At 66.2% G+C, this 12,315-nt stretch carries 9 protein-coding genes; 1 reads left to right on the forward strand and 8 read right to left on the reverse strand.

Annotated features, from left to right (window positions below):
- Positions 1 to 116: 116 nt before the first annotated feature.
- On the reverse strand, positions 117 to 1,040 hold the full coding sequence (gene tsf, locus VGN82_RS15145; protein ID WP_327527843.1) for a translation elongation factor Ts: 924 nt from the start codon (positions 1,038 to 1,040) through the stop codon (positions 117 to 119).
- Positions 1,041 to 1,225: 185 nt separating this feature from the next.
- Positions 1,226 to 2,233 (reverse strand): 30S ribosomal protein S2, encoded by a 1,008-nt coding sequence (locus tag VGN82_RS15150; protein WP_327527844.1) that lies wholly within the window; start codon positions 2,231 to 2,233, stop codon positions 1,226 to 1,228.
- A gap of 235 nt (positions 2,234 to 2,468) precedes the next feature.
- Between VGN82_RS15150 and VGN82_RS15155 the strand changes: the two genes are divergently transcribed.
- Positions 2,469 to 3,638, forward strand: coding sequence for a GGDEF domain-containing protein (locus VGN82_RS15155; RefSeq protein ID WP_327527845.1), 1,170 nt, complete (start codon positions 2,469 to 2,471; stop codon positions 3,636 to 3,638).
- Between the two features lie 25 nt (positions 3,639 to 3,663).
- Here VGN82_RS15155 and VGN82_RS15160 read toward each other — a convergent pair whose 3' ends face one another.
- The 6 genes from VGN82_RS15160 to coaD all read right to left on the reverse strand — a co-directional run bounded on the left by VGN82_RS15160 (position 3,664) and on the right by coaD (position 12,273).
- On the reverse strand, positions 3,664 to 4,386 hold the full coding sequence (locus tag VGN82_RS15160) for an FkbM family methyltransferase (RefSeq protein WP_327527846.1): 723 nt from the start codon (positions 4,384 to 4,386) through the stop codon (positions 3,664 to 3,666).
- Positions 4,387 to 4,475: 89 nt separating this feature from the next.
- Complete coding sequence (gene dnaE, locus VGN82_RS15165; protein WP_327527847.1) at positions 4,476 to 7,940, reverse strand: DNA polymerase III subunit alpha; 3,465 nt, start codon at positions 7,938 to 7,940, stop codon at positions 4,476 to 4,478.
- Positions 7,941 to 8,301: 361 nt separating this feature from the next.
- Positions 8,302 to 9,000 (reverse strand): ABC transporter ATP-binding protein, encoded by a 699-nt coding sequence (locus tag VGN82_RS15170; protein WP_327527848.1) that lies wholly within the window; start codon positions 8,998 to 9,000, stop codon positions 8,302 to 8,304.
- Positions 9,001 to 9,005: 5 nt separating this feature from the next.
- The gene (locus tag VGN82_RS15175) at positions 9,006 to 10,304 is read right to left on the reverse strand and encodes a lipoprotein-releasing ABC transporter permease subunit (RefSeq protein WP_327527849.1); all 1,299 of its coding nucleotides are present in this window, start codon (positions 10,302 to 10,304) and stop codon (positions 9,006 to 9,008) included.
- The gene (proS, locus tag VGN82_RS15180; RefSeq protein WP_327527850.1) at positions 10,301 to 11,632 is read right to left on the reverse strand and encodes a proline--tRNA ligase; all 1,332 of its coding nucleotides are present in this window, start codon (positions 11,630 to 11,632) and stop codon (positions 10,301 to 10,303) included. The genes VGN82_RS15175 and proS overlap by 4 nt, the downstream gene beginning before the upstream one ends.
- A gap of 140 nt (positions 11,633 to 11,772) precedes the next feature.
- A complete protein-coding gene (coaD, locus tag VGN82_RS15185; RefSeq protein ID WP_327527851.1) occupies positions 11,773 to 12,273 on the reverse strand; it encodes a pantetheine-phosphate adenylyltransferase in 501 nt (166 codons plus the stop codon).
- Between the last annotated feature and the right edge of the window lie 42 nt (positions 12,274 to 12,315).

Here is a 12,315-nt window from a genome sequence, read left to right on the forward strand (position 1 = left end):
AAACAACCGGTTCGGGAGGGATACATCGAGAGCGCCAGCGATTCGCAGCCGCCCTCCTTCCTACAAAAAAGGCCGCGCAGAGCGCGGCCTTTTCTTTCATGGTCCGGACGTGCCGCTCAGCCCGTCGTGCCGCCGGCGGCGGCGACTTCGGCGGCGAAGTCCGTCTCTTCCTTCTCGATGCCCTCGCCGAGCGCGAAGCGGGCGAAGCCCTTCAGCGCGACGGGAGCGCCAACCTTGCCCTCGATCTCCTTGAGCACCTGGCCGACCGACTTCGAGCCGTCATGGATATAGGCCTGCTCGAGCAGGCAGTATTCCTTGGCGTAGCTCTTCAGGCCGCTCTCGGTGATCTTCTCGAGCACATGGGCCGGCTTGCCGGCGTTCTTCTCAGCCAGGATCGCCTTCTCACGGGCCAGAATCTCGGGATCGATCGAGGCGAGGTCGAGCGCGACCGGATTGGTGGCGGCGACGTGCATGGCGAGCTGGCGGCCGAGAGCAGCGAGCTCATCCTGCTTGCCGGTCGATTCCAGCGCGACGATGACGCCGATCTTGCCGAGGCCGTCGGCGACCGCGCCATGGACGTAGGAGCCGATCACGCCGGCCGACACGTTAAGCGAGGCAACGCGACGCAGCGTCATGTTCTCGCCGATGGTGGCGATGGCGTTGGCGATCGCCTCCTGGACGGTCCCGCCGCCCGGATAGTGATGGGCGAGCACAGCCTCGACGTCGCCACCGCGCTCCAGCACGACATTGGCGATACCATGGACGAGGCCCTGGAATTCGAGGTTGCGGGCGACGAAGTCGGTCTCGGAGTTGAGCTCGACGACGACACCGCTGTTGCCGGAGACCGCCACGGCGACGAGGCCTTCGGCGGCGACGCGGCCGGCCTTCTTGGCGGCCTTGGCCAGGCCCTTCGTGCGAAGCCAGTCGATTGCGGCCTCGATGTCGCCATCGACGGCGGCAAGCGCGGTCTTGCAGTCCATCATGCCCGCGCCGGTCTTGTCGCGGAGTTCCTTCACCATCGCGGCGGTGATCGCAGCCATTCTCGTCGTCCTTATCTGTCGTGCGGCGCCAGATGCCGGCCATCCGCGGGAATCGAGTCGACCGCCCCTATGGGGCAACGCCGACGCTCCGTTTCCGGTCGTCGGCGCTGGTCGGCATCAATCTCGGTCTTAGTGCAGCAACCGGATTGCGACGCGCCGATGACGCGCCGCCTTCCGTCTTCAAATCACGCGTCGGCGAACTCGCGGGCCTGGGCGACCCAGCCCTCGCGCTCGATCTTGCCGCCGAGCTTCAGGTCGTGATCGACCTTGGTCACGTCGGCAGGCGACATCGCAGCGATCTGCCAGAAGTGGTAGATGCCGCCATCGTTGAGCTTCTGCACGGCATCCGGGCCCATGCCCGAGAGCTTGGTCAGATCGTCCGGAGCGCCGCGCGGGGTGGTCAGCAGCTCGAAAGCGGCGGAAACCTCGGCCGCAGCCGGCTCGGCCAGGGCTTCCTCGACGATCGGAGCCTCGGAGGCGCCGAGATCGATGCCGCTGTCGCCCGAAGCGCGCGAGATGCCGTCGATGGCCGAACGGGCGACGAGGTCGCAATACAGCTGGATGGCGCGGCCGGCGTCGTCATTGGCCGGGACCGGGAAGGTGATGCCGTCCGGATCCGAGTTCGAGTCGATGATCGCGGCGACCGGGATGCCGAGGCGCTGGGCCTCCTTGATAGCGAGCGCTTCCTTGTTGGTGTCGATCACGAAGATCATGTCCGGCACGCCGCCCATGTCCTTGATGCCGCCGAGCGCCTTCTCGAGCTTGTCGCGCTCGCGGGCGAGCATCAGCCGCTCCTTCTTGGTCAGACCGGTGCCGCCGCCGTTCAGCAGCTCGTCGACCTTGCGCAGGCGCTGGATCGAGGCCGAGATAGTCTTCCAGTTGGTCAGCATGCCGCCGAGCCAACGCGAGTTCACGTAATACTGGGCCGAACGCTTGGCAGCGTCAGCGATCGAGTCCTGCGCCTGGCGCTTGGTGCCGACGAAGAGGACGCGGCCGCCGCGGGCGACGGTGTCCGAGACCGCCTGCAGGGCGCGATGCAGCATCGGCACCGACTGCGACAGGTCGAGGATGTGGATGTTGTTGCGCGTGCCGAAGATGTAGGGCGACATCTTCGGGTTCCAGCGGTGAGCCTGGTGGCCGAAATGGGCACCGGCCTCGAGGAGCTGGCGCATGGAGAAATCTGGCAGAGCCATGGTCTGTATCGTCCTTCCGGTTGAGCCTCTGGGGTGCGAATGAACAAGGCATGAGCTGCCAAGTCACCGGAGCGCCTCGGGAGTGAGGCGATGCTCCCCATGTGGGATGGGCTGCGCCTTACACGGGATGGCACGCGAACGCAAGATCGGGTCGTGGTGTTGCCCGCGCTGTTTCGAGTCCGTTCACGACCGCATGCTAACAACCTGGCGAATGCTACAGGACGGCAGCCTGACCGTGATCCTCGATCTCCGCACAATCTATGTGGTAGGCGCGACCACCTGCATCATCCTGGGCTGCATCCAGCTTTTCGCCCTCCTCACAGCGCGCTTCGAGCGCTGGCCGCTGCTCTGGGGCCTGAGCAGCCTCCTGCTCGGCTGCGGCATGGTGCTCATCGCCTTAAGAGGGCTCGTTCCCGACTTCGTCTCGATCGAGATCGCCAATATGGCGACGTGGTCTGGATATCTGCTGCTGCTTGCCAGCGTGCGCAGTTTCGCGGGGATGCCTGCGCGAACGATGCTCTATCTCGGCGCGATCGCCGGTGCCGGCGTGCTGCTCTTCCTGTGGAACGAGCCGGAGGGCTTCGCAAGGCGCGTGATGCTCATGTCGGTGCTCTGCTCGACCTGCGACGTCCTGATCGTCCGCGAGGGCTTGCGGCTGGTGCGTCGTGAGCGGCTGCGCTCGGCCTGGCTCCTGGTCGGCCTGTTCGCTCCGACGGTGGTGCTGTTCCTGCTGCGGGGCTGGCTGGCCCTGACCGGGCAGCTCGGCTCCGACCTGTTCTCCGAGAAGCATGCGCCGCTTGCCTGGCTCGCGATCGTCGCGACGGCCTTCATCATCATGCGCAGCAACGCCTTGATGCTGCTTGCGACGGAACGCAGCCGCAACCAGCTGGTCTTCCTGGCGCAGCACGATCCCCTCACGGGCGCGATGAACCGCAGCGGGCTCGAGAACGCCATCAGCCAGTTCAGCAGCGCCGGCTCGAACCGCCCCCGCCGGCTCGCGCTGCTGCTGATCGACATCGACCATTTCAAGTCTCTCAACGATACCCGTGGCCACGCGGCGGGAGACGGCATTCTGCGCCTCTTCGCCGACACCGCCCGTCGGGAGCTGCGTCGCGAGGACATCCTCGCCCGCCACGGCGGCGACGAATTCACCGTGCTCCTGCCGGACCTGGGTCTGCCCGAGGCGATGCGCGTCGCCGAGCGTCTTCGCCTCGCCTTCAGTGCGGCGGCGGCGGATCTTGCCAGCGGCGGCAAGGCGCCGACGCTGAGCATCGGCGTGACCGAGGGCAACGTCGCTTCCCAGACTTTCGAGGGCCTGCTGCGCGATGCCGACGAGGCGCTCTACCGCTCCAAGCGCATGGGCCGCGACCGGGTCCAGAGCCGGATCAACGCGCTGGCGAGCTGATCCGGAGCAGCATCGTGCGGCTTCGCTATCGCCCGGCAGCGCGGGTCATGCGCGTCATGCCCTTGCGGGCGGCGAACATGCGGCCATAGACGTCGCCGGCCAAGTCGGGCCGGTAGCAGCGCTGTTCGAGCAGCGGATCCCAGATGTGCTCGACGGTGTCGATCAGGTCGAAATCAGCCTGCAGCCGGGCTGAGAGCTGATCGCGGTTCTTGCGGTTCTGGTACTCCAGCAGCACCAGCGACGTCTTGGACAGGTCGATGGCGTCGAGCACATCGCCTTCACCCCCCTCGATGTCGATCTTGACGATATCCGCCGAGGGCAGGCTCGCCGGATCAACGACCGCGACCTCGTAGCGCTCGACCATCGCGCCATCCACGAAGGTATCGCCAGCATAGGAGGCCAGGCCGGATTCGCCATCCCCGGCGAAGCGGCTGACGAAACTCGCCGTCTTGGCCCCTCCGGGGAACAAGGCGGCATTGACCGCGACGATGTCGCGGCGAAGATGAGTGTTGCGCTTGAGCAGCTCGAAGGTGCCGGGATGCGGCTCATATGAGGTGACGGTGCTGCCCGGCCAGCGCGCGGTTGCCCAGAGCGCGAAGGAGCCGACATTGGCGCCGATGTCGAGGATGTCGAGACCGACACCATCGAATCCGGTCTCGTATTCGCCTTCCAGCACGTCCTTGATGGCCCAGTACATGGCCTCGGGCACGGCCAGGCTCATCGGGATATGCGCGACATAGTGCTTCACGTTTGCCCCCCGGCATCGACGTCAGGAGCTGACGTCCCTGCGGCAGAATGCACTGCCAGCCGGTGCGCACAAGGGCCGAGCGCGTCAGCTCAACGCAGCTCGACGCTGACGACGCCGGGCGCGGCCCTGACCGCATTCGCGATCTGCTGGTTGACCGGATATTTGCCGGGCAGCTCTATCTCGACCTCCTGGGCTCCGTCATTGAGAATCATCACGAGAGCGATCTTGCCTTCCGCCCGGACGCCGTCGCCGCGCGGCCGCACGCGTTCGGCGATCGAGGCCAGCGCCCTGTCGTCGCGCAGATAGACCAGAAGGTCCTGCTTCTGGCGCGCGGCGAGATCGTCGAGTACCTCGGCGTCCTCGATGCGCGGGCGGACATCCTCGCCGTCGAGCACGGCCGAAAGGCGCAGGACCAGCGCCCTGCCCGGCTCCAGCAGATCGCGGTAGCGCTGGAGCGCCTCCGAGAACAGCACCGCCTCGAACTGTCCACTCGGATCGGACAGATTGACGATGCCCATCTTCGAGCCCGACTTGGTGCGCCGCTCCGACCTGTCGATGACCGATACCGCGACCTTGGCGACGCCGGTGCCGTTGGCGCGCACGGTCTGGGCGAAATCGGCGAAGCGCTGCACCCGCAAGCGCTTCAGCACATGCTCGTAATCATCGAGCGGATGGCCCGAAAGGAAGAAGCCGACCGCATCGTGCTCGCGCTTGAGCCGCTCGGCCGGGGCCCAGGGCTCGACGGGCGGGATGCGGAAGGCCTCCTCCATCGAGCCGCCGCCGAAGAAGTCGGACTGGCCCGCCGCCGCCTGATCGCGGGTGCGGTTCGACAAGGCGAGCATGCCGTCGATCGCGGCCATGGCGCGGGCGCGCTCGGGTTCGAGCACGTCCATCGCACCGGCCGCAATCAGCGCCTCGATAGTGCGCCGGTTGACCAGCTTCGTGTCGATGCGCCGGGCGAAATCGGCGAGATCCTTGAAGTTCCCGCCGGCACGCCGTGCGTTCACGATCGATTCGACCGCGGCCGTGCCGACGCCCTTGATCGCTCCCAGCGCATAATGGATCGCGCCTTCATGGACGTCGAACTCGACGCCGGAACGGTTGATCGCCGGCGGCAGCACCTTGATGCCGAGACGCTCGGCATCGCGACGGAATTCGGACAGCTTGTCGGTATTGCCCATGTCGAGCGTCATCGACGCGGCGAGGAACTCGACCGGATAGTTCGCCTTGAGATAGGCGGTCTGGAAGGAGACCACTGCATAGGCGGCTGCGTGGCTCTTGTTGAAGCCGTAATCCGCGAACTTCGCCAGCAGGTCGAAGATCTCGGAAGCCGTATCCTTCTTGATGTTGTTCTCGATCGCGCCCTTCACGAAGCGGTCGCGCTGGGCGTCCATCTCCGCCTTGATCTTCTTGCCCATGGCGCGGCGCAGCAGGTCGGCCTCGCCGAGCGAATAACCCGAGAGCGCCTGCGCCACCTGCATCACCTGTTCCTGGTAGACGATGATGCCATGCGTCTCGGCCAGGAAGGGTTCCATGCCCTGATGCAGATAGGTCGGCTCCTCGAAGCCCAGCTTGCGGCGGCAATAGGTCGGGATGTTGTCCATCGGGCCTGGACGATAGAGCGCGACGAGCGCGATCAGGTCCTCGATCCGGTCGGCCTTCATCTCGACCAGGGCTTTGCGCATGCCCGCCGATTCCACCTGGAACACGCCGACCGTCTCGCCGCGCGCCAGCATCGCGTAGGTTGTCGGGTCGTCGAAAGGCAGGCTCGCGAGGTCGATATGGATATCGCGCTGGGCGATCAGCTTCACCGCGGTGGTCAGCGTCGTCAGGGTCTTGAGGCCGAGGAAGTCAAACTTCACGAGACCTGCCTGCTCGACCCATTTCATGTTGAACTGGGTGACGCGCATGCCTGTGCGGGGATCGACGGAGAGCGCGACAAGCTGTTCGAGCGGCCGATCGCCGATGACGACGCCGGCGGCGTGGGTCGACGCGTGGCGGTGCAACCCCTCGAGCTTCTGCCCGATCTCGAGCAGGCGGGCGACGACCGGTTCCTCCTCGGCGGCGGCCTGCAGCTTCGGCTCGCCCTCGATCGCATCCTTCAGAGAGATCGGCTTGGCGGGATTCTGCGGCACGAGCTTGGTCAGACGGTCGACCTGGCCATAGGGCATCTCGAGCACGCGGCCGACGTCGCGCAGCACGCCACGCGCGAGCAGCGTACCGAAGGTAATGATCTGCGCGACGCGCTCTTCCCCGTAGTGGCGCTTGACGTAGTCGATCACCTCTTCGCGCCGGTTCTGGCAGAAGTCGATGTCGAAGTCCGGCATCGAGACGCGGTCGGGATTTAGGAAGCGCTCGAACAGCAGGCCGAAACGCAGCGGATCGACGTCGGTGATCGTCAGCGCATAGGCGACCAGCGAGCCCGCACCGGAGCCGCGGCCCGGCCCGACCGGAATGTCGTGATCCTTGGCCCATTTGATGAAGTCCGCGACGATCAGGAAGTAGCCGGGGAACTTCATCCGCGTGATGATCGAGAGCTCGAAATCGAGCCGCTTCTCGTAATCCTCGACCTGATAGCCTTCGGCCGGGCCGTGTTTGGCGAGCCGTGCGGTCAGGCCGGCACGGGCCTGGGCCGCCAGTTCGTCGGCCTCGTCGCGGCCTTCGTCCCCGAAGCGCGGCAGGATCGGACTGCGCTTGCCGACGCGCCAATGACAGCGCATCGCGATCTCGACCGTGGCGGCCAGCGCTTCCGGCAGGTCCGAGAAGCGCCTCTGCATCTCGGCGCGGCTGGCGAAATAGTGCTCCGTCGTGACGCGGCGGCGCTCACCATCCGACACGAGCCTGCCGGACGCGACCGCGAGCAGCGCGTCATGGGCGTCGTAATCCGCCGGCTTGGCGAAGAAGGGCTCGTTGGTGGCTACGATGGGGAGGTCGGCGTCATAGGCGAGCCGCAGCAGATGCGCCTCGACGGCCGCATCGCCCTCGCCGCCATGACGCTGGACCTCGACATAGAGCCGATCGCCGAAGATCTGCGACAGTGCGGCGAGCCGGGCCTTCGCCTGCGGCAGCTGGCCGTTGCGCAGAGCGAGGTCGACCGGGCCGCCATGGCCGCCGGTCAGCGCGATCAGGCCATCGTTATGGGAGGCGAGACGCTCGAGATTGGAGACAGGCTGGCCCGAGCCGCCGCTCGCCAGCGCGGCCTCGGTGACGAGCTTCATCAGGTTGCCGTAGCCGGCTTCGTTCATCGCGAGCAGGACGAGGTGGGGCAGCTCCTGCTGGACGGGCTTGCGCCCCCCCTCCGCCTCATCGGCAAAATCGACGGAAAGCTGGACGCCCGCGATCGGCTGGACGCCGGACCCGACCAGCTTCTCGGAGAATTCGAGCGCACCGAACAGGTTGTTGGTGTCCGTCAGCGCCAGTGCCGGCTGGCCGTCCGCCGCCGCCATCTTGGCGAGCGTGCCGATGTTCATGGCGCCTTCGAGCAGGGAATAGCTCGAATGGACATGGAGATGGACGAAGCCGACCTCGGAGAGGATGCGTGTGTCGCCCGTCATCGTCCGCCCTGCACTGCCTTGCCGCGACTCGTCGGTCGCTCTCGACCCCTCTTATGAGGCGCGACGCCCGCCGCCGTCCATGCTGGCAGAGTCGGGCATTGTGGACTGTCAGATATTCGGCGCGGAGAGCAGCGCAGCCCAGACCCAGACCATGCCGAGGAAGAGCCCGAGCGATGCAATCTCCGCGATACCGGCTGCCAGGTTACGCGCTACGGTCATGACGACCTCCTCGTGTTTCTGATATGTCCAAATTAATTCATGTTTTGTTCTCGTCAATGCCTGTGCGTCAATTGCGAAGAATGCATGGCAACAGCGGTTAACGACTCCTGAACAGGAGCTGCTCGCGCGCGATATCCCTTCGCTACAGCGGTACGACGAGCCCGTCGCGGATCGTCACCTGACGGTCCATCCGGCTCGCGAGATCGAGGTTGTGGGTCGCAATCAAGGCGGCCAGCCCCGACGCCCGCGCCAGCGCGACCAGCGTCGAAAAGACGTGGAGCGAAGTGTGCGGATCGAGATTGCCGGTCGGCTCGTCCGCCAGCAGCAGGCGCGGCGTGTTGGCGACGGCGCGCCCGATCGCGACGCGCTGCTGCTCGCCGCCGGAGAGTTCGCTCGGGAGATGGTCGAGCCGTTCGCCGAGGCCGAGGAAGGTCAGAAGTTCGGAGGCCCGCTCCTCCGCCAGGTCCTTGTCGAGGCCGCGGATGCGCTGCGGCAGCACGACATTCTCCAGCGCGGTGAATTCCGGAAGCAGGTGGTGGAACTGGTAGACGAAGCCGATTTCGGTCCGGCGCAGGCGGGTGCGCCCCTTGTCGTCGAGCTTGGTCGTCGGCAGCCCGCCGACGAAGACCTCGCCGCCATCGGGCTTCTCCAGCAGGCCGGCGACATGCAGCAGCGTCGACTTGCCGGTGCCGCTGGGCGCGACGAGAGCGACGAGTTCGCCCGGCCACAGCGCGAAATCGGCCTTGCGCAGCACTTCGAGCGGGGCATCGCTTTGGGGATAGTGGCGCTCGACCTGAGACAGGAAGAGCGTCGGGGTCTCGCGTTGCATCGTACCGGCCATGAGCCTCACCCCATCCTGAGGGCCTGGACGGGGTCGAGCCGCGCCGCCTTCCAGGCTGGATAGAGGGTCGCCAGCAGCGACAGGACGAGCGCCATCACGACGACGCTGGTGACTTCGCCCCAGTCGATCACCGAGGGGATGTCGCTGAGGAAGCGCACGGTCGGATCCCAGAGATTGGCGCCAGTAATCCAGTTCAGCGCCGCCATGATCGCCTTGATGTTCTTCGAGAAGACGATGCCGAGCGCGAGCCCGCCGAGCGTGCCAAAGACGCCGATCGCCGCCCCGGTGATCAGGAAGACGCGCAACACCGTGCCGCGGGTCGCCCCCATGGTGCGCATGATCGCGATGTCCTCGGTCTTGTCCTTCACCAGCATGATCAGGCCGGAGACGATGTTCAGCGCCGCGACCAGCACGATCAGGGTCAGGATAATGAACATGACGTTGCGCTCGACCTCCAGCGCATTGAAGAAGCTGCGGTTGCGCTGGCGCCAGTCGGAGAGCACGAGCGGACGCGGCGCGTCGGCCTCGATCGCGTCGCGCACGCCTTGGGTCCGGTCGGGATTGTCGACGAAGATCTCGATGACGTTCACGTCGCCTTCGCGGTTGAAATAGGCTTGCGCCTCGGTCAGCGGCATGAAGACGAAAGAGGCGTCGAACTCGGTCATGCCGATCTCGAAGATCGCCTGGATCGGGTAGGCCTTGATGCGCGGCGCGGTGCCGAAGGGCGTCGCGGCGCCTTTCGGCGAGATGATGTTGATCGAATCGCCGGCCTGCAGGCCGAGCGAATCCGCCAGGCGCTTGCCGATGGCGACGCCACCGGCCGTGTCGAAGCCGTCGAGCGTGCCGCGCCGGACATTGCCGCCGACAAAGGGGATCGCCTTGATGTCGGCCTCGCGGATGCCGCGGACCAGCACACCACCATTGCCCGTCTGCGACGAGGCGAGCGCCTGCCCTTCCACGAGCGGGATGGCGAGCTTGATGCCAGGTATGGCCTTCAGACGCTGCGAGACGACGTCGTAATCGTCGAGCGGCCGGTCGATCGGCGTGGCGAAGATGTGGCCGTTCACGCCGACGATCTTCTCCAGCAGCTCCTTGCGGAAGCCATTCATCACCGACATCACGATGATCAGGGTGGCGACGCCGAGCAGGATTCCGAGAAATGAGAAGCCGGCGATGACCGACACGAAGCCCTCGCGCCGGCGGGTGCGCAGATAGCGCCCGGCCAGCAGCCATTCGAAGCCGGCGAAGGGACGCGTGCCGGTCGGGGCCTCGTTCTGGGATTCCGTGGCGGCCGTGACGCTCACGCCGCCTTGCCCTTGAACCGGTCGAGGGCGGCCTCGAGCGAAACCAGTTCGCGCTCGCCGCCCTTGCGGCGTTTGATCTCGACCTTGCCCTCGGCCAGCCCCTTGGGGCCGACGATGATCTGCCAGGGCACGCCGATCAGGTCGGCGGTGGCGAACTTGGCGCCCGGCCGGTCGTCGGTGTCGTCGAGCACAGCGTCATAACCCTTGGCGAGCAAATCCTTGTAGATGCGCTCGGCGGCACCGTCGGTCGCCGCGTCGCCGGCCTTGAGGTTGATGACCGCAACGTCGAAGGGCGCGATCTCGTCCGGCCAGACGATGCCGGCATCGTCATGGCCGGCCTCGATCAGCGCCGCGACGAGGCGGCTCGGCCCGATGCCGTAGGAGCCGCCATGCAGCAGGACGGGCTGGCCGTCAGGTCCCGCCACCGTTGCGCCCATCGGCTCGGAATACTTCGTGCCGAAATAGAAGATGTGGCCGACCTCGATGCCGCGCGCCGAGACGCGCTTGTCTTCGGGAACCGCCTCGAAGGCGGCCTTGTCGTGCATCTCCTCGGTCGCGGCGTAGAGGCTCGTCCACTTATCGAAGACGCCCTGCAGGCCGGCGACGCTGTCGAAATCGGTATCGGCGGCGGGCGTCTCAAAATTCAGGTAGTCGCTGTGGCAGAAGACCTCGCTCTCGCCGGTCGAGGCGAGCACGATGAACTCATGAGAGAGGTCGCCGCCGATCGGGCCGGTATCGGCCTTCATCGGGATCGCCTTCAGGCCGAGCCGCGCGAAGGTGCGCAGATAGGCCGTGAACATGCGGTTATAGGCGTGGCGCGCTGCGTCCTTGTCGAGATCGAAGGAATAGGCGTCCTTCATCAGGAACTCGCGGCCGCGCATCACGCCGAAGCGCGGCCGGACCTCGTCACGGAATTTCCACTGGATGTGGTAGAGGTTGAGCGGCAGGTCCTTGTAGGACTTGACGTAGGAGCGGACGATCTCGGTGACCATCTCCTCATTGGTGGGCCCGTACAGCATGTCGCGATCATGCCGGTCCTTGATGCGCAGCATCTCCTTGCCATAGGCGTCGTAGCGCCCGCTCTCGCGCCAGAGATCAGCCGACTGGATCGTCGGCATCAGGATCTCGTTGGCGCCTGAGCGATCCTGCTCCTCGCGGATGACGTTGCTGATCTTGTTGAGCACCCGCAGGCCGAGCGGCAGCCAGGAATAGATGCCGGCCGATTGCTGGCGGATCATGCCGGCGCGCAGCATCAGCCGGTGCGAGACGATCTCGGCTTCCTTGGGCGTGTCGCGCAGGATCGGCAGGAAATAGCGGGAGAGGCGCATCGGACAAACTCGGATGGGGGACGATGCGCAACGAATGGCGCAGCGAGTCACTTCACCCCAGAGACACCATCGCTCTGCACAAAATGCAAACCCAAATCCGCAGGATGCGATCGAATCCGGGGCAGAAGTGCGGGCGCGCCTCAGCGCTGGGCGAAGCGCTCCTTCAGCGCGAGCAGCACCGGAGCGGGGACGAAAGGCGCGACATCGCCTCCCATGGCGGCGATCTGCCGGACGAGGGTCGCCGTGATGTGGCGCACCGTCCCGGAGGCCGGCAGGAAGACCGTCTGGATGTCCGGCGCCATGACCGCGTTCATGCCCGCCATCTGCATCTCGTAGTCGAGATCGGAGCCATCGCGCAGGCCACGGACGATGATGCCGGCCCCTGCCCGGCGCGCGGCATCGACAGCGAGGTCATCGAAGGTCACGACGTCGAGCGTCGCGCCCGAGGCCGCCAGCAGCGGCGTCGCGACCGCCCGCAGCAACTCGGAGCGCTTCTCGGCAGTCAGAAGCGGCGTCTTGCCGGGATGGACGCCGATGGCGAGCACGAGGCGGTCGCAGAGCCTTGCGGCCCCGGCGATGACGTCGGCATGGCCGTTCGTGACGGGATCGAAAGAGCCGGTGTAGAAAGCGGTGCGTGTCATGCTTCAAGCGTTAAACGCTGGGCTGGCGCGGGACAAGCGAGG

The sequence above is a fragment of the Allobosea sp. genome (genome assembly GCF_035999205.1).
GTDB lineage: Bacteria > Pseudomonadota > Alphaproteobacteria > Rhizobiales > Beijerinckiaceae > Allobosea.